Origin of the sequence: Desulfatitalea alkaliphila (genome assembly GCF_022968795.1) — a bacterium.
GTDB classification, from domain to species: domain Bacteria; phylum Desulfobacterota; class Desulfobacteria; order Desulfobacterales; family Desulfosarcinaceae; genus Desulfatitalea; species Desulfatitalea alkaliphila.
The window spans coordinates 34,169-52,600 of the sequence record NZ_JALJRB010000010.1 but is presented as its reverse complement, the minus strand read 5'-3'; the positions used below and the strand labels follow the sequence as shown (position 1 = coordinate 52,600).

The following is an 18,432-nucleotide window of genomic DNA, read 5'->3' as shown; positions in this document are numbered from 1 at the left end:
GTCTATTGCGCCTCCAAGCGCCGTTTCAGTTGTTCCGACAGATAGAGCCGGGTGCCGTAATTCTGCCAGCGCCCGATGCGGGTCAACCCCACCATTTCAAGCTGATCTCCCTGCCATTGGGAAAGTTCTGTGGTGGCTTCAGGCGACAACACCGTCAAGCCGTTGAGCGAAAGACGTTTGCCCGGCCATTGGGCCAGGTGACGGGCCGTTTCGGCCGACAGTTCCTTGATGCCGTTGAGGCTGAGCCATTCGCCGGGCCATTGGGTCAGCACTTCGGCCGCTTCCGGTGTCAGTTCGGTCAACTCGTTCAGATAGAGATCCTTGCCGGTCCACCGCACCAGGCAGCCGGCGGTCTCCACCGACAAGGCCGTGAGCATGTACTTGCGATCAAAGTTGCCGTTGCAGATTTCGGCACTGACGGCGCGGTTCAAAGGTGTGCGCTGGGCAAGCCGGGTCGCCCGTTTGGTCAATTCGGCGGTCACCTCTTTCCACAAAGCCGCCAACGGTTTAGGTGGCAGCTCGATGGTGTCGATGGAGATTTCGGCGGAGAATTTTTCGTAATCGGCCATGGCGGTCCTGGCTTCCTGGCGCAAGCGGTCCAGTGGCAAACCGTGGATGCCCCGTTCCAGGATTTCATGGATGCGGGCCCGTCGTTCCATGAACAGCAGTTCTTCGGACATGATCGACAACCGGGCCAAGGGTTTGTCCAGCTTGGCGATGTAATTGTCGCGACGTTGGATGGCGCGCAGGGCCAACTCGATCTGGGTGTTGCCCAAGCCCTGCTCCAGACCGGGGATGCGGTCGCTTTGCAGGGCGTTTTCGATTTTTTCGATCTCCTCTGCAATGCCGGCCGCATAGTAGCTTTTCAATTGCTGAATGTCGGAAATCCGGTTCTGAAGATCGCTGCGCACGGCTGCCAGCTCCCGCTGCAATTGGCCGAAGGAGGCCTCCGCATGGCGTTTCAGGGCAACAGCTGCTTGCGGAGGGGGCAAGGCAGGTGGGTTGGGGGCGACCGGCGCAGCGACGGGTTCCGCCGGTTGCCGGCCGGGTGCCGGAGCGGGGGCGGTTTCCCGGGGAGCGGACACAGGCGCCGCCGCTGTTTCGTTGGACGGGGTGGGCGCCGCTTTCACATAGCGATCATACCCCCAGTACCCCACACCCGACAACATCGCCAATACCGTCGAAGCAACCATTGCCGCGCGCAGCCATCGGCGCGGCCGGCGGGCGGTTCGCATGCCGCTTTTGGCGGACGTCTTACGTGGGGACGGAACACGGGCCGCCTTGCCTTGCAGGCCGTCCGCCGGTACCTCATGCAGGATGGGATAAGCATCGGTTGCGACCTCCGGCTGATGGTCGTCCGCGGCTGCGGACGTTTCGTCCCGGGTTTCGTCTCCGGTTTGACCGACGATCTTTTTCAAGGCCGCGTTGATTTCCTTGTCCTTGGCGAAGCCTGCCGGCGCCTCGGCCTTTTTGGGGGTCTGCTTGGCGGGGGACGCGGTGGTTGATTCGGCGTTCTGGAGGAGGTTGTTGAGCTCGTCGTCGAACTCGTCCATGCTCAAATTGTTGGGACTTTGCGATGGGGCCGCTTCCGCTGCCGCCTCCTCCTCATCCGCTTGCGCATCCAAAGACCCCTCGGCTTCCCGTGATCGCTTGGACCCGATCTCCGCCATGATCTTGTCCAAGGCGGCCTGCTGATCTTCGGACATGGCCTCTTCGGCTTCCGCGGCAGCGTCGTCGTCGGTGTCGTCCGTGTCACGATCGGCTTTGCGCTTGCCTTCGATCTCCGCCATGATCTTGTCCAAGGCGGCCTGCTGATCTTCGGACATGGCCTCTTCGGCTTCCGCGGCAGCGTCGTCGTCGGTGTCGTCCGTGTCATGATCGGTTTTGCGCTTGCCTTCGATTTCGGCCATGATCTTGTCCATGGCGGCCTGCTGGTCCTCGTTCAGGGACCCATCTTCTTCTTCCTTTTCCTCCTCCTCCTCGTTCTTCTTATTCTCCTCCTCCTTCTGTCGATCATCATGCGCCGTCGGACCCGCCTGGCCTTTTCCCTTGCCTTCGATTTCGGCCATGATCTTATCGAGTTGGTCGCTTTGGTCCTCGGAGAGACCGTCTTCACCAACCGCCGACCCCTCGTCGCTTAAAGACGGGGTCTCGTTTTCGGCGGAGGGTGCGATTTCATCGGATGATGACGCCGCCGGCGCAAGTGCGTCTGTTTCGTCCGGTGCTTTTTCCGGTTCGTCGTCGCCGCCGTTGGCCGCGCTGATTTCGGCCATGATTTTTTCGAAAGCGGCCTTCTCCTCTGGGCTGAGGCTCTCCAGCTCGTCATCCGTTTCCACGGACTCGGGTTCGGGGCGCTTGTCTTGTTCGGCTTCGCTCATGGCATATTCTCTGGTTTCCGGATCATTCGATGTAGCATGTAATATTCGGCCCTTCAGCGGGACCGGCGTCCGTCGGGATCGGCCAATGCGGCCGGCTCACCCCCCCTCATATTTCGTCATATCGACAATTTTGCCTGAAACTTTAAAAATTTGCACGTATTCGAATGAATACCCCCTCCGTAGGGGCACGGCATGCCGTGCCCTGCACCGCAACTTAAAACTTAATACTTTAGACTTAAAACTGGCCCGCAAGGGCCTTTAAACTAACCGCAAAGGCCTCCGCGGGTGGCTCTGACAGTGGCTCTGATCAACCTTGTGATTCGTGTCGTTTTCAACTACAATCAATGATTCAAAATCAGCGTCGCCGCGCTGATCGTTCAGGGTTTGCAGTGCAGTTGAATCGTCGCAGGGGTGTGTCGTCGTCCATGTCCACCGATCCATCCGAAACGCCCGAAAGGGCGCTTGTTGAACAGTTGCAGCGCCGATTGCGCCGGGAACAAGCGGCCCGCGCCACTCTCGAGGAGCGGATCCGCACGGTTGTCGCCGATCACAAACGGTTGGAAACCGAATTGGTGCGCTATCGCGATCACTTCGAATCCCTGGTGTCCAACCGGACCGCGGAGCTGATGCGCACCAACGAGCATCTGATGCGCGAAAATCGCGAGCGACGGTTGGCCGAACGGGCGCGGCGCGCCTTCGAGGATCAATATCGTGAAGCCTCGCTGATGCTGGAAACCATGCTCGACGCCATTCCGGACATCATCGGCGTCCAGGACGGCAACCACCGCATCATCCGCTTCAACAAAGCCGGATACCAATTCTTCAACATGGACGAGACGGAGGTGATCGGCAAGCGCTGTTACGAATTGATTGACCAGGGGGCCCCCTGCGACCATTGCGTGACCCGCAGGATTCTGGAAACCAACGAGCCGGCCCAGCTAGAGAAATACATCGACACCAGAGGCATCTGGATGGACATCCGGGCCTATCCGATTCTGGACATGGATGGGCGCTTGTTCCGAATCGTCGAACATTGGCGCGACATCACGGATCTCAAGCGCAGCGAAATGTCATTGATGGAATCGGAAGAGAAGTATCGTACCTTGGTGGAGAACGCCAACGAAGCCATCTTCATCTTCCAGGACGGTCGTTTCGTTTTTTCAAACCGGCGCGCCCGGGAAATGGCCCGGCGACTGGGGCTGCAAGCCCTGCGCAAGCCCCTGCACCGTTTGATCCACCCGCCGGACAAGGCCCATGACGACGATTACTACGCCCTTCGGCTCAATGGCCGGGACCCCAAACCGGCGGCCCTCTCGTTCCGGTTGGTCGACGCCGATGACGAGCTGATATGGGTCGAGTTGAACACCGTCAACATCACCTGGCAGCAACGGCCGGCGACCCTGAATTTCCTGCGGGACATCACTCAAAGCAAACTACTGGAACGCCGCTTCCAGGAAGCCCAGCGAATGGATTCCTTGGGCACCCTGGCGGGGGGCATCGCCCACGACTTCAACAATCTGTTGATGGGCATTCAGGGCAATGCATCCTTGATGTGGCTCGAGGTGGAGGACAACCCCTCCTTGACGGAAAAGCTGAAAAACATCGAAGATTGCGTGGACAGCGGCTCGCGTTTGACCAAGCAGCTGCTGGGGTTCGCCCGGGGCGGCAAGTATGTGGTCAAGCCCATGGACATGAACCAGGTGCTGCGCCATTCCGCCGAAATGTTCGGGCGCACGCGCAAGGCGATCAAGGTCCACGGCAACTACCAGTCCAATCTCTGGACGGTGATGGCGGACCGCAGTCAGATCGAGCAGGTGCTGGTCAATCTGTACCTCAATGCCTGGCAGGCGATGCAAGGTACCGGCAACCTCTATTTAAGCACCAACAACGTGGTGCTCGAGGAGGCCTTCGTGGCGCCCTTCGAGGTGCCCCCGGGCCGCTACGTGCGCGTCAATGTGACCGATACCGGCGCCGGCATGGATGAATTGACCCAACGGCGGATCTTCGAACCCTTTTTTACCACCCACGAACCGGGACGCGGCACCGGCCTGGGCCTGGCCTCGGTCTTCGGCATCATCAAAAACCACAGCGGCATCATCACCGTTCAAAGCCGACCGGGAATGGGCACGACCTTCGAACTGTTCCTGCCCGCTTCGGATCAGGCGCCCGGGTCGGATGCGCTGTCGTTGCAGTCGGTGGAGACCGGATCGGAAACCATTTTGCTGGTGGACGACGAAGATTACATCATCGATGTGGCCCGTTTGATGCTCGAAGGGCTGGGGTACCGGTTGCTGGTCGCCGACCATGGCCGCACCGCCATCGATCTGTTCACCGAACACCAGGCGTCCATCGATCTCGTTGTGCTGGACATGGTCATGCCGGATCTGGATGGCGAGGCGGTGTTCAAGGCGTTGCGGGCCATCAATCCCGATATCAAGGTGCTCTTTGCCAGTGGCTACTACCTGATGGATCAGGCCGATGAACTCCTGCGTCAAGGGCACACCGATTTTCTGCAAAAGCCTTTCAACATGCACCAGTTGTCCGTCAAGATTCGCCGCATGCTCGGTGGATCCGAAGGTGAGGGCCGGGAGGCGCAGGCCGCTAAAAGAGTTTGAGTTGGCGCCCTTTCTTGCCGGGTCGCCGCGGGGCCGGTTCTTCCACGGTTGCGGGGGCCGCCCCTTCGGACCGCGGCGGGGCAATCCCCGGATCGCTGTGGATCACCTTGATGCGGTCGCTGTCCACGAATTGGATGTGGTGCACCGGATCGAGGACCAGATCCACCTCTTGAGCGGTGACCACCGGAAAGCGATAGTGGCGATTGGTGTAGCGCACGGGTCCTTTGCGCTGGATGCGATCTTCGATGAAGCGGACATGGTCTTCCAGCCGGGTTTCGATCAATCGGTTGGCCATGCGGGGCACATCGGCCACCTGTTCCAATACCACCGTCTTGAAGGCGGCATCCAACTCAACGCCGACGCAGTGCCGCCCGCTGCACATGGCGGCCAGCAGGGTGGTCCCGGTGCCGAGAAAGGGGTCCAGCACCAGGTCCTCTTTGACGGAGAACATCTGGATCAACCGATAGGGCAGGGCCAGGGGGAAGGCGCCGCTGCGCGTTCGGGATTTGGCGTTGCCCATGGCTTGCCGGGTACCCGTGAGATCGAACCACACATCCGAAAACCATTCGTTGCGCTCTTCCCAGAAAAAGGCGCTGCGGCGGCGGGCCGCCTTGAGCGCATCGTTTGGAAACGGCCGCTTGCCGTTGAGCCGGAAAATCAGCACGTATTCGTGCTCCAGGGTGACATAGGCCCCTGCCGGCAACATGCCCGAACCCATGAACTTGTTGGGCGCGTTGGTGGTCTTGCGCCACAGGATGGTCGGCAACTGCCCGAAACCCAACTGTCGGAAGGCGGTGATGATGCGCGCATGATTGGCGAACAGCTGGAAATCGCCGTCGATGGTGCGGGTGGCGTCACCGATGTTGATGCAGGCCAGGGCGCCGGGTTTCATCACCCGCCGCAACTCCCGCCACACCTTGTCCAAAACGGCATGCATGCGCTGGAAAGCGTCATCGGCATCGCATCGGGCGAGGGCTTTTGCGATGGCCGGATCGGCGGCGCGAAACAGGTCGTCCCACATCTCGATCATGGGGTAGGGTGGCGAGGTGACCACCAGGTCGACGCTTTGGTCCGCGACCTGCGTCATGTCCGCGGCGTCCCCGATGCATATGCGATGATGGGTTTCCATGACTACCCCGGTTCGGTTCGTCGTTGACCCGCCGCAGGTGCCGCGGGCCGGGCCGAAAGGGCGTCATAACAATATTTGCGGGGCGGATCAACCGGATATGTGGCCCGAATTACCTATTGAAGTATGCGGCAAAAAGTTGGTAAAAGAGGGCGATACCGTCGATAGGTCGGTAAGTGGCGAGCGAAAGGATGGCGCTCGCGACAACCTGATTGGCCCGACACAAGCGAAAGGCGGACCACCCACAGGATGAACATCCGCCGCCATGTCGGTGCCGCCATCCGATGACACAACAAAGCGCTTATGAATATGCAGAAAGATCGATCTCCGAACCGAACGGCCAGACGACTGATCGTCGGGCTGGGACTCATCGTCGCCTTCCTGGCCTTTTTGCTGGCCGTCAGCATCATCGGCGCCAAGGAACTGGTGAACTACTGGTGGTTCGATGCCCTGGGATACCAATTTTTCTACCTGCAGCGCATGTTCTATCAATACATCGTTTTTGGCGGGGCGCTCCTGCTTTTCTTTCTCATTTTCCTGGTCAATTTCTGGGTCGCCGCCCGTTGCCTGAAAAGTTGCAAGGCGCCGGAGGGGGCCGCCGAACCCAAGGATCCCGGCAAGGTGATCAAGGCTTTTCAGTCGGGATCGCTCTTGTTCTACGTGCCGTTGTCCTTTTTGTTGAGCATCCCCTTGACGCTGCCGTTGTATCGCAACTGGGAGCAATTTCTCTTTTATATCTTCGGTCCCGACATGGGCGTCAAGGATCCTTTTTTCGGCAAGGATGTCTCTTACTACCTCTTTTCCTATCCCATCCACGCCATGATGCAGCAGCCCCTGCTCATCGCCCTTGCGGCGCTGCTGGTCGGCATTTTTCTGCTCTACGCCGTCAAAAGCCGCATGCACAGCGGGAAACTGCTCCGTTTGGGCCAAGGCGCCAAATGGCACTTGACGCTGCTGACGGCTGCACTGGTGGTCGTGGTGTTGTGGAGTCTCTACCTGCAAAGCTACGCGCTGCTATACAGCACCATGCACGAGCCGCTCTTTTACGGTCCGGGATATGTGCAGTTGAATGTCGTCATTCCCATCAAATATGGCGCCATGGCGGCGTTGGCGGCGACCAGCGTCGTATTGCTCTTCTACCTGCACACCCGGCGGGGCAAAAAAGTGTTGTTCTTGGTCGGCGGGTTGCTGGCCGTCGCCTTGCTGGCCAAATTCACCCCGTTTCTGCCCCAATTGGTGGACAATTACATGGTGCGCCCCAATGAGATCGAAAAGGAACGCCCCTATATCGAGCGCCACATCGCGGCTACCCTGGACGCCTACGACTTAAAGAACGTGGAGACCCGCCAGTTCCGGCACGAGCAGATGCCCGGCCGGGCGGCCGGCGGTCAGGTGCGCGATGTGCTGCGCAACATCCCCGTGTGGGATGCCGAAACCCTCACGGACGTATTCCTGCAACTGCAAGTGCTGCGGCCTTACTACACATTTCCCCTGGTCAGCGTCGGCCGCCACACCGTGCAAGGCGATTACCAGCAGGTGTTCGTCGCCCCCCGCGAAATCGATTACGATAACCTGCCGGCCGGCGCCCAAAACTGGATCAACCGTCACCTGAGCTACACCCACGGCCACGGCGTGGTGATGACGCCCGCCAGCCAGGGCAGCGGCAGTGCCATGACCTGGTACATTCACAACATTCCACCTGAATCGCGTTTCGGGATGAATATCGCGCAGCCCCGTATCTACTTCGGCCTTGGAAACACCCCCTATGCCATCGCCCCCAACCAGGCCGGCGAGATGGATTATCCCCAGGGCGAAAGCAACGCCCTGCACGACTACGACGGGCGAGGGGGCGTCCCCATTTCGTCCTTTTTCCGCCGTTTTCTTTTCGCTTATCATTTCGACAACAAGAACATCTTCTTTTCCACCAAAATCAACAAGCAGAGCAAGATTCTGTTCCGTCGCAACGTCGAAGAGCGGGTGCACCGCATCGCTCCCTTCCTCACCCTGGACCAGACGCCTTACGTAACGGTGACCTCCGAGGGGGTCTATTGGGTGATGGATGCCTTCACCACCTCCCCATGGTATCCGGCCGCCGCGCCTTTCGACAATGACGGCCTGCACCTCAACTACATCCGCAACAGCATCAAGATCGTGGTGGACGCTTACCACGGCGATGTGGACTTCTACCTTTTCGACGAACGGGACCCCATCGCCCGGGCCTACAGTCGCATCTATCCCGGCCTGCTCAAAGACAAAGCGAGCATGCCCGCCGAACTGCAAAACCAGATGCGGTATCCCAAGGACCTTTTCGACATCCAGATGCAGATCTATGCCAAATACCACCAGACCGATCCACGGGTCTTTTATCAGCAGGAGGATCTCTGGACCTTCGCCCAAACAATGGTGGGCGACACCGCCGTGCCCCTCAAGCCTTACTACCTGACCCTGGATCTGATCGAGACCGGTAAGCTGGATTTCATGCTGCTGCAACCCATGTTTCCCAAGGGGCGGGACAACCTGCGATCCATGGCGGTGGTGGGTTGCGATCCTGCCAATTACGGCAAAGTCATCGTTTACGACTTCCCCAAGGGGGAACTGGCCCATGGACCGGCCCAGATCGATGCCCTCATCAATCAGGATCCGGACATATCGCAGCAGTTTTCACTGTGGAGCCAGGCCGGCTCTTCGGTGGTGCGCGGCAAGATGATCATCATGCCGGTGGAGGACAGCATCCTGTTCATCCAGCCGGTCTATCTCAAGTCCACCGCCCGGGTCACCATCCCCGAACTGCAGCGGATTATCATGAGCGAGGGGCAGGCCGTGGTGATGGAACGTTCCCTGGAAGAGGCCTACAACGCTCTGCGCCAACGTTTAACGGAATAGGTGCGGCGGCAGAAACCCTTAATAGCTTGCATCCGACCCGTTAAACCGCCTTGGCAACGATCTCCCGGGCCTCTTCCTGGATGCGGCGCAGGTGCGCCTCGTCCTTGAAGCTCTCCGCATAAATCTTGTAGATATCCTCGGTGCCGGAAGGGCGGGCGGCGAACCAGCCGTTGGCCGTCACGATCTTCAGGCCACCGATGGGCGCGCCGTTGCCCGGTGCGTGGGTCAGGGCCGCCTCGATCTTGTCCCCGGCCATTTTCTGCACGGCGATGCGGTCGGGTGACAGCTTGGCCAATGCCGCTTTCTGTGCCGGTGTGGCCGGTGCATCGATGCGGGCGTAGACCGGCGCGCCGTAGCGCCGGGTCAGCTCCTCGTACACCTCGGCCGGGTCGCGCTCCAGGCGGGCCGTGATTTCGGCGGCCAGCAAACCGGCGATCAGGCCGTCCTTGTCCGTGGACCAGGCCGAACCATCCAATCGCAAAAACGATGCCCCGGCGCTCTCCTCGCCGCCAAACCCCAAGGAGCCGTCCAGCAGCCCCTCGACGAACCATTTGAACCCCACCGGCACCTCGTACAACCGCCGCTCCAGTCCGGCGGCCACCCGGTCGATGATCGCCGAGCTGACCAGGGTTTTGCCCACTGCCGCCGCCGCCGGCCATTGGGGTCGGTTGCGAAACAGGTAGTCCACGCACACCGCCAGGTAGTGGTTGGGCGGCAGCAGTCCGCCGCTGCGGGTGACGATGCCGTGGCGGTCGAAATCGGTATCGCAGCCCCAGGCCACCTGGAAACGGTCCTTGAGGGCGATCAGCCGCTGCATGGTGTAGCTGGAAGAGGGGTCCATGCGGATACGGCCGTCCCAGTCCAGGGTCATGAACCGGAAAGTGGGATCCACCGTGTCGTCCACCAGGGTTAAATCGATGCCGTAGCGATCCACCACGGCCGGCCAGTAACCGATCCCGGCCCCGCCCAGGGGGTCCACGCCCAGGGAGACGCCGGACTCACGGATCAGCGCCATGTCGATGACTTGGTCCAGATCCTCCACATAGGCCCGGATGAAGTCGTGCCGCTGGGTGGTCCCGGCCCGCAGGGCCTGCTCATAGGACATGCGCTTGACCGCCCGCAAACCGTCGGCCAGAATGGCGTTGGCCTCCTTTTCGATCCAGCCGGTGATGTCGCTGCCGGCCGGGCCGCCGTTGGGCGGATTGTATTTGAAACCACCGTCTTCCGGCGGATTGTGGGAAGGCGTGATAACGATCCCGTCGGCCCATCCCGACGCACGTCCGCGGTTGTGGCACAAAATGGCGTGGGAGATGGCCGGCGTGGGGGTGTAGACACCATCGTCCGCCATCATCACCGTCACCCCGTTGGCCGCCAGCACCTCCAGGGCGGTCACGCTCGCCGGGGTGGACAGGGCGTGGGTGTCCAACCCCAGAAAGAGAGGGCCGTCGATGTCCTGCGAGCGGCGATAATGACAAATGGCCTGGCTGACGGCCAAGATATGGTCCTCGTTGAAACTGCCTTTCAAAGAAGAGCCGCGATGGCCCGAAGTGCCGAAAGAAACCCGCTGCCCCGGATCGTCCGGATCCGGACGTCGGGCGAAATAAGCGGTAATCAGACCTGGAATATGCACCAAGCGACCGGCATCGACCGGCTTCCCGGCCATCGGATGAACACCCATTATAAATCTCCCCCTCATCAAAGGTTTATCCAATCATCCAAACCATCACCGCCCCCCACTATAAACCACCCCCCACCCCCCCATCAACCACCAACCCCAACCATCTCAACCACCCTACCAAATCCAACAGATAGAATACCTTAACTTTAAACTTAAAACTTAAAACTTTAAACTCCCTTTGACATCCCTCGTCGATTGCTGCTTAATTTAAATACAATCACCCCCTGCTCGGAGATAAGCCTATGCCGCAAAACAACAAACCACCCACCGCCACCGATCAGACTACCATCGCCTACGAAAACCGCGAGTGGATCGAATCCCTTGAATATGTGCGCCGCAGCCAGGGCCCCGACCGGGTGCGCGAGCTGCTGCGCTTGTTGCAGGGCGAGGCCCGCAAACGCGGCATCGAACCGCCCTATGCCGCCAACACTCCCTACATCAATACCATCGCCGCGGACCAACAGTCCCGCTTTCCCGGCAGCCGCGAAGTGGAGCGGCGCATCAAGAGCATCATCCGCTGGAACGCCATGGCCATGGTGGTGCGCGCCAACCGCCTCAGCAGCGGAATCGGCGGCCATATCTCCACCTACGCCTCCTGCGCCACGCTTTTCGAAATCGGCTTCAACCACTTTTTCAGGGCGCGCAACGCCGAACATCCGGGCGACATCGTCTATTTTCAGGGGCACGCCGCGCCGGGGGTTTACGCCCGCGCATTTTTGGAAGGCCGTATCGGCCGTCGCCAAATGGAAAATTTCCGCCGCGAGCTACAGCCGGGCGGCGGACTCTCCTCCTATCCCCACCCTTACCTGATGCCCGATTTTTGGCAATTACCAACGGTTTCCATGGGACTTTCGCCTTTGATGGCCATCTACCAGGCCCGTTTCAACCGCTACCTGGAGGATCGCGGCCTGAAGGAAAAGTCCGATCAGAAGGTGTGGGCCTTTCTGGGCGACGGCGAGACGGATGAACCCGAATCGTTGGGCGCCATCACCCTGGCCGCCCGGGAGCGGCTGGACAACCTGATTTTCGTCGTCAATTGCAACCTGCAGCGCCTGGACGGTCCGGTGCGCGGCAACGGCAAGATCATTCAGGAGCTGGAGGCGGCCTTCCGGGGCGCCGGTTGGAACGTCATCAAGGTGATCTGGGGCGGCGACTGGGATCCGCTGTTGGCCGCCGATGATGAGGGGTGGCTGGTCAAGCGCATGGAAGAGGTGCCCGACGGACAGTATCAGAAGTACTCCGTGGCCGGCGGCGACTACATTCGCAAGGATTTCTTCGGCGCCTACCCTGCCTTGGAAGAGATGGCGGCCAAGCTCACCGACGAGCAACTGTTCAAGCTGCGCCGGGGCGGCCACGACCCCGAGAAGGTGTACGCCGCCTACCAGGCCGCCGTGCGCCATGAGGGCGCGCCCACGGTGATTCTGGCCAAAACCATCAAGGGGTACGGCCTGGGCGAGGCGGGTGAAGGGCGCAACATCACCCACCAGCAGAAAAAGCTCAACGACGAGGAGCTGCGGCGCTTCCGCAGTCGCTTCGGCATCCCCATCTCCGATGCGCAGATCAAGGAGATGCCCTTCTACCGTCCGGCGCCGGACAGTGAAGAGATGCGCTATCTATTGGAGCGCCGGCGGCGGCTGGGCGGCTTCCTGCCGGCCCGCAGCTGGTCCGTGCCCGCCTTTCGCCCGCCGGGCGAAGCGCTTTATGCTGAATTCATGAAAGGCAGCGGCGACCGGGAGCTGGCCACCACCATGGTGATGGTGCATCTGTTGGGCAAATTGCTCAAGGACAAGCAGCTGGGGCCCGTCATCGTGCCCATCGTGCCGGATGAGGCGCGCACCTTCGGCATGGAGTCCCTGTTCCGCGGCATCGGCATTTACTCCCATGCGGGGCAGAACTATGAACCGGTGGACAAGGAGAGCCTGCTCTACTACCGGGAGGCCACCGACGGCCAGATTCTGGAAGAGGGCATCACCGAGGCCGGCGCCATCTCCTCTTTCATCGCCGCCGGCACGTCCTACTCGACCCACGGCATCAACATGGTCCCCTTTTTCTTCTTCTACTCCATGTTCGGCTTTCAGCGCATCGGCGATTTGATCTGGGCCGCCGGCGACGCCCAGGCCCGCGGTTTTCTGCTGGGCGCCACTTCCGGGCGGACCACCCTGGCCGGCGAGGGGTTGCAGCACCAGGACGGCCACAGCCATCTGCTGGCCTATCCCAATCCCGGTCTGGAAGCCTACGACCCGGCCTTCGCCTTCGAAATCGCCGTCATCGTGCGTGAAGGGCTGCGGCGCATGCTGGAGGAGGGAGAGAACATCATCTACTACCTGACCATTGCCAACGCCCTCTACGCCATGCCGCAAAAACCCGAGGGCGTGGATCAAGGCATACTCGGGGGCATCTACCGCTATCGGCGTTCGCCCCTTGAAAAGCCCAAACACACAGCCCATCTGCTGGGCAGCGGCGCCATCCTGGGCGAAGTGCTTGAGGCAGCGGCAATTTTGGAAAACGACTATCAGATCGCCGCCGATGTGTGGAGCGTGACCAGCTACAAGAAACTCTACCAGGACGCCATCGACACCGAACGGCACAACCTGCGCCGGATCGGCGAACGACCCCGCGCCAACTTTCTGCAGCGCCAACTGGGCGACGCCCAAGGGGTTTTCGTGGCCGCCGGGGATTATGTCAAGGCGCTGCCCGCCGGCATCGCCAAATGGGTGCCGGGTCCGCTGACATTGTTGGGCACCGACGGCTACGGCCGCAGCGAATCGCGGGAAGCGCTGCGGGATTTTTTCGAGGTGGACGCACGCCACATCGCCTACGCCGCCATCGCCACCCTGGCCCGGGAAAAGAAAGTGACGGCGGCCATGGCCAAAAAGGCCGCCAAAAAATTGGCCATCGATCCGAACAAAACCAACCCCATGTGGGCATAAGGAGAGCAGTGACATGATCGAGGAGATCAAAATCCCCGAAATCAGCGAAAACGTCACCAGCGGCAAGGTGGTCAAAGTCCTGGTCAAGAAAGGGGACACGGTGGCCGTCGACGACATCCTCATCGAATTCGAGACGGAAAAGGCGCTGGTGGAGATTCCCTCCACCGCGGCGGGGGTCATTGTCGAGTTGCTCGCCGAGGAGGGCCGGGAGATGCAGGTGGGCGAGGTGATCGCCAAGGTGGAAACGGATAAGGAAGCACAAGCGGAAGAGGGGGCCGAGGCGGCATCTTCGGAGGACGCCGCGCCGGAAAAGAAGGAAAGCGCGCCGGGTCCGGAGGAAAGAGAATCGGACCAGGAGGAAAGTGCGCCGGACCAGGAGGAAAGTAAGCCGGATACCGATACGAAGGATACGTCGTCAGGCCGGGCCGCCAAAGAAACGAAAACGCCATCAGCGGATGAAAAAGAGCAAAAGAAAGCATCCGCCGAACCGAAGAAGGCCGAAGCGCCGTCCGAAGGCGACGATGACAAGGCACCGCCGGTGGCCGCGGCGCCTTCCGTGCGGCGACTGGCCCGTGAACTGGGCGTGGCGATCCGCAGGGTGCGGGGCACCGGCCCCGGCGATCGCATCACCGCCGATGATGTCAAGACGGCGGCGCGGGAGACGCTACAGGAACGCAAACCCGCCGCCGACGCGGCCACGGCCGCGGACGGCGCGCCGGAGATGCCCGACTTCCGTCGCTGGGGCGATATCGAGACGGAAGAACTGTCCGGCGTGCGGCGTCTGACCGCCCGCAGCACCGCCATTTCCTGGCGCACCGTGCCCCACGTTACCCAGTTCGATCAGGCCGACATCACCGACCTGGAGAACTTCATTCAGAAGGAGGCGTCGCGCCTCAAAAAGGAAGGGGTGAAACTCACCGTCACCGCCGTCGTCCTGAAAGTGGTCGCCTTGGCCCTGCAGCGCTTTCCCCGTTTCAACGCCAGCATCGATCCGGCACAGGAACGCATCATTTACAAAAAGTATGTGCACATCGGCATGGCCGTCGCCACCGACCGGGGCCTGCTGGTGCCGGTGGTGCGCAATGCCGATGGGCAGACCATAGACCAATTGGCGGCCGCCGTCGCCGATCTGGCCGAGCGCTCGCGCAACAAGAAAATCAAGCCGGACGAAATGGAGGGCGGCACCTTCACCATCTCCAATCAAGGCGGCATCGGCGGCACCCAGTTCACCCCCATCGTGATGTGGCCCCAGTCCGCCATTCTGGGCATGAGCCGTGCCGCCGTCGCGCCGGTTTACCGCGATGGCGGCTTCGTTCCCCGCACCCTGTTGCCCCTGGCTTTGTCCTACGACCACCGCCTCAACGACGGCGCCGACGCCGCCCGCTTTTTGCGCTTCATCTGCGAAAGCCTGGCGCAGCCCATGCACCTTTTCATGGGCGGTTGAACCGCAAGCAGCCGGCGCAATAGGGGGAATGCGCAACAGAGGGGCGCAACCGCCGGCTTCCATGACAACGCGCGGCAATGCATCGGCCACTTTTCACCACCATCCACGGAGAGCAACCATGTCCAACGCAACAACGCAATTGGCAGTCATCGGCGCCGGTCCCGGCGGATACGCCGCCGCCTTCATGGCGGCGGACCTGGGACTCAAGGTCGCCTTGATCGATCCGGCGGAAAACCCCGGCGGCGTCTGTCTTTATCGGGGGTGCATTCCCTCCAAGGCCCTGCTGCACGTGGCTCGCTTGATCCAGGAAGTAAAGGCCGCCGAAGCCATGGGCTTGCAGATATCCGGCCTGAAGGTGGATACGGATCGCCTGCGCGATTGGAAGGCGGATGTGGTCAACCGTTTGACCGGCGGATTGGGCCAACTGGCCAAACGTAAAAACGTGACCCACATCCGGGGCAAGGCGCGCTTTGCCGACAACCGCATACTGGAGATTTACGACAACGGCGATCAAACCGGCCGCCTGACCTTCGAGCACGCCATCATCGCCACCGGCTCCCACCCGATCTCTCCGCCGGGCTTGGATATTTCATCGGAGCACTTGTGGGACGCCACCGCCGCCCTGGACTTGCCCGCCGTCCCCAAGAAGCTGCTGGTGATCGGCGGCGGTTATATCGGGCTGGAACTGGGGACGGTCTACGCCGCCCTGGGCAGCCGGGTGCAGGTAGCGGAGATGACGCCCCTGCTGCTGGCCGGGGCGGACAAGGACCTGGTGCGCTTTTTGCGCAAAACCCTCGATGAGCGCTTTGAAGGCATTCACCTGGAGACCACCATAAAATCCCTGAAGGCGCAGAAAAACGGCATCAAGGTCACCTTCTCCGGTGCTGAAGAGGAAGCGGCCAAGCCCCGGCTTTTCGACAAGGTCCTTGTGGCCGTGGGCCGCCGTCCCAACACCAAAGAGCTGGGCCTGGAAAAAACCCGCATCGAAGCGGATGAGCGCGGCTTCATCCCAGTCGATAAACAGTGCCGCACCGCCGAATCCCACATCCTTGCCATCGGCGACGTTGCCGGCGAACCCATGCTGGCGCACAAGGCCACCCACCAAGGCCGCCTAGCGGCGGAGGTCGTCGCCGGCCGCAAGGTCGCCTTCGAACCGGCGGCCATCCCGGCGGTGGTGTTCACCGACCCGGAAGTCGCCTGGGCCGGGTTGACCGAAACCGAAGCCAAAGAAAAAAGCATTTCACATCAAGTCGCCCGTTTCCCATGGGCCGCCTCGGGACGCGCCGGCACCCTGGGCCGCAACGACGGCCTGACCAAACTGCTTGTCGACCCGGAATCCGAGCGCATCCTGGGCGTTGGCATCGTGGGCCCCGGCGCCGGCGAGCTGATCGCCGAAGGGGTCCTGGCCATCGAAATGGGTGCGGTGGCCGGCGACCTGGGCCTCACCATCCACCCCCATCCCACCCTGTCCGAAACCCTGATGGAGGCGGCGGATGTGTTTTATGGGGTTTCGACCCATTATCATGCTAAGAAGCGGTAGTGGAATGGATTGAGGTCGTAGGAAATTATGAGAGAAAGTTTTAAGTTTTAAGTGTTAAGTTTTAAGTTGAGGAATTCTATCGATTATAGGGGGTTGGGGGTGGTCGAACCGATGGGCCCTGCCACCAACCATTAGGGGCACGGCATGCCGTGCCCGGGTAGCCCCGATCCATTCGCATGAATATAGGATGCCCTGGCGGGCATTTTTAAGTATTAGACAGGTTTTCAGTCTTAATTTGAGCTATCCTACCGATTGGATGTGAGTGGGTTTTTCGGCCGAAGGGGATGCCGAGTTTTTTCATGCGGTAGCGAAGAGTGCCCGGTTTCATGCCCAGTTTGCGGGCCGCGCCCTCGCGGCCTTCGACGCGGCCGCCGCTGGCGGCCAGTACTTTGCGGATGTGGTTGTCCATGACCGTGTCCAGCAACAACGGTTCGTCGTCCGATGTCCGACCGGGATGTCGTGTCGCCGGGCTGCCCGGCACGGAGAGTTCGTCGAAGGTCAATGACTCCCCCCGGTTCAGGATCAGCGACCGCTCCACCACGTGGGCCAGCTCCCTGACATTTCCCGGCCAGGCATAAAGGCGCAATTTTTCCAGGGCTATCGGGGCCATCGATGGGATGTGGGGCAGACGCATCTCCTTTGCCTGCCGCTGCAGAAAGTATCGGGTTAACTGTTCGATATCCGCGATGCGTTCCCTCAGGGGCGGGATCTCTATGGGAAACACATTCAGTCGATAATAAAGATCTTCACGGAATCGGCCGCTTGCCACCATCTCCTTCAAAGGACGATTCGTCGCGGCCACGACGCGGATGTTCAGCGCAATGGAGCGGGTGCCCCCGACCCGCTCGATCTCCTTCTCCTGCAGTACCCGCAACAACCGCACTTGTGCCTCGGGACTCAATTCGCCCACCTCGTCCAGAAAAATGGTGCCGTTGTGGGCCCGCTCGAACCTTCCGCGGTGCATGGCGGTGGCGCCGGTGAAGGCACCTTTTTCGTGACCGAAAAGTTCGCTGTCCATCAGCGACGGCGGCACGGCACCGCAATTCACCTTGATAAAAGGCCCCTCGCGACGTGGCGAGGCGTCGTGCACCGCCCGGGCGACCAGTTCCTTGCCCGTTCCCGTCTCTCCCAGCACCAGCACGGGGCTGTTGCGGGGCGCCACTTGGCGCACCAGGAAAAGGACCCTTTGCATCTGTGGACTGTCACCGATAATTTGATCGCCGGCCATTTGGCGCAGTTCTTCTTGCAGGTAACGGTTGTCGTCCACCAGCAGATCCTTGAGTCGGGTCAGTTCCTGGTAGCGCCGGCTGTTGGAAAGGGCGATGGCGAAAGGATCGTTGATTTGCGCCAAGCGCTCGACGTGGGGTCGGGTGAAACGATCGCGGCCGTTGGCGATAACCGTGAGATTGCCCTGCAATTCACCTTGAAGCCGCATGCGCAGAGAAACTATGGAGGCCACCGGATGGCCGAGCCGTTCCATGACGAGAGCGGCGATGGAGCGCGGCGCCACACTGTTGAGCAACAGGATATCGGGAAATTCCGGAGATTGAAGACTCATTTGTTGATCTTCAGAGATGGGGATGGCCACATTGGTGCGGGTGCCGCCATCCAGAGTGGCCGAGGCGTAAATGATGATGGCCCCTTCCTGCGGGTCGAAATATCCCAGGGTCATGCGGTCGGCGGGCATATGGTGCTGGATGAAAAGAAAACTTTGGTAAAGCGCTTGTTCGATATCCAGACTGCCGCAGATACGCAGGGTGACCTCACGGAAAAACTCGTTGTCGGAAATGGGCATGGTGCGGCTCCCGTTATTCAAAAATCCGATTCGCTAACATTTG

At 60.8% G+C, this 18,432-nt stretch carries 9 protein-coding genes; 5 read left to right on the top strand and 4 right to left on the bottom strand.

All coding sequences use genetic code 11. The features are described 5' to 3' along the window. Positions 1-2: 2 nt before the first annotated feature. Positions 3-2,378 carry a hypothetical protein gene (locus MRX98_RS10760; RefSeq protein ID WP_246907163.1) on the bottom strand — a complete coding sequence of 792 codons (2,376 nt, stop codon included), beginning with the start codon at positions 2,376-2,378 and terminating at the stop codon, positions 3-5. A 425-nt stretch (positions 2,379-2,803) separates the two neighbouring features. Between MRX98_RS10760 and MRX98_RS10755 the strand changes: the two genes are divergently transcribed. Next, positions 2,804-4,993 (top strand): hybrid sensor histidine kinase/response regulator, encoded by a 2,190-nt coding sequence (locus MRX98_RS10755; protein ID WP_246907156.1) that lies wholly within the window; start codon positions 2,804-2,806, stop codon positions 4,991-4,993. Here MRX98_RS10755 and MRX98_RS10750 read toward each other — a convergent pair. Next, entirely contained in the window at positions 4,980-6,122 is a 1,143-nt protein-coding gene (locus MRX98_RS10750) for a DNA-methyltransferase (RefSeq protein WP_246907155.1), read from the bottom strand. The two genes, MRX98_RS10755 and MRX98_RS10750, sit on opposite strands and share 14 nt — an antisense overlap. A gap of 306 nt (positions 6,123-6,428) precedes the next feature. Between MRX98_RS10750 and MRX98_RS10745 the strand changes: the two genes are divergently transcribed. Beyond that, on the top strand, positions 6,429-9,002 hold the full coding sequence (locus MRX98_RS10745) for a UPF0182 family protein (protein ID WP_246907151.1): 2,574 nt from the start codon (positions 6,429-6,431) through the stop codon (positions 9,000-9,002). 40 nt (positions 9,003-9,042) lie between these two features. Here the strand turns inward: MRX98_RS10745 and pgm are convergent, their stop codons facing one another. Further along, on the bottom strand, positions 9,043-10,680 hold the full coding sequence (gene pgm, locus MRX98_RS10740; protein WP_246907142.1) for a phosphoglucomutase (alpha-D-glucose-1,6-bisphosphate-dependent): 1,638 nt from the start codon (positions 10,678-10,680) through the stop codon (positions 9,043-9,045). A gap of 242 nt (positions 10,681-10,922) precedes the next feature. Between pgm and aceE the strand changes: the two genes are divergently transcribed. The 3 genes from aceE (at position 10,923) to lpdA (ending at position 16,594) form a co-directional block, all read left to right on the top strand. Further along, positions 10,923-13,610, top strand: coding sequence for a pyruvate dehydrogenase (acetyl-transferring), homodimeric type (gene aceE / locus MRX98_RS10735; protein WP_246907134.1), 2,688 nt, complete (start codon positions 10,923-10,925; stop codon positions 13,608-13,610). A 13-nt stretch (positions 13,611-13,623) separates the two neighbouring features. Then, positions 13,624-15,054 carry a 2-oxo acid dehydrogenase subunit E2 gene (locus MRX98_RS10730; protein WP_246907128.1) on the top strand — a complete coding sequence of 477 codons (1,431 nt, stop codon included), beginning with the start codon at positions 13,624-13,626 and terminating at the stop codon, positions 15,052-15,054. Between the two features lie 118 nt (positions 15,055-15,172). Continuing rightward, positions 15,173-16,594, top strand: coding sequence for a dihydrolipoyl dehydrogenase (lpdA, locus tag MRX98_RS10725; protein ID WP_246907126.1), 1,422 nt, complete (start codon positions 15,173-15,175; stop codon positions 16,592-16,594). A 205-nt stretch (positions 16,595-16,799) separates the two neighbouring features. Here the strand turns inward: lpdA and MRX98_RS10720 are convergent, their stop codons facing one another. Further along, the gene (locus tag MRX98_RS10720; RefSeq protein WP_246907117.1) at positions 16,800-18,389 is read right to left on the bottom strand and encodes a sigma 54-interacting transcriptional regulator; all 1,590 of its coding nucleotides are present in this window, start codon (positions 18,387-18,389) and stop codon (positions 16,800-16,802) included. Between the last annotated feature and the right edge of the window lie 43 nt (positions 18,390-18,432).

Excerpts from the sequence above, each read along its gene's own strand:
- MRX98_RS10730 (WP_246907128.1), top strand. The coding sequence starts at position 13,624 with ATGATCGAGGAGATCAAAATCCCCGAAATCAGCGAAAACGTCACCAGC.
- MRX98_RS10750 (WP_246907155.1), bottom strand. The coding sequence starts at position 6,122 with ATGGAAACCCATCATCGCATATGCATCGGGGACGCCGCGGACATGACG.
- MRX98_RS10755 (WP_246907156.1), top strand. The coding sequence starts at position 2,804 with ATGTCCACCGATCCATCCGAAACGCCCGAAAGGGCGCTTGTTGAACAG.
- MRX98_RS10745 (WP_246907151.1), top strand. The coding sequence starts at position 6,429 with ATGCAGAAAGATCGATCTCCGAACCGAACGGCCAGACGACTGATCGTC.
- MRX98_RS10720 (WP_246907117.1), bottom strand. The coding sequence starts at position 18,389 with ATGCCCATTTCCGACAACGAGTTTTTCCGTGAGGTCACCCTGCGTATC.
- pgm (WP_246907142.1), bottom strand. The coding sequence starts at position 10,680 with ATGGGTGTTCATCCGATGGCCGGGAAGCCGGTCGATGCCGGTCGCTTG.
- MRX98_RS10760 (WP_246907163.1), bottom strand. The coding sequence starts at position 2,378 with ATGAGCGAAGCCGAACAAGACAAGCGCCCCGAACCCGAGTCCGTGGAA.
- aceE (WP_246907134.1), top strand. The coding sequence starts at position 10,923 with ATGCCGCAAAACAACAAACCACCCACCGCCACCGATCAGACTACCATC.
- lpdA (WP_246907126.1), top strand. The coding sequence starts at position 15,173 with ATGTCCAACGCAACAACGCAATTGGCAGTCATCGGCGCCGGTCCCGGC.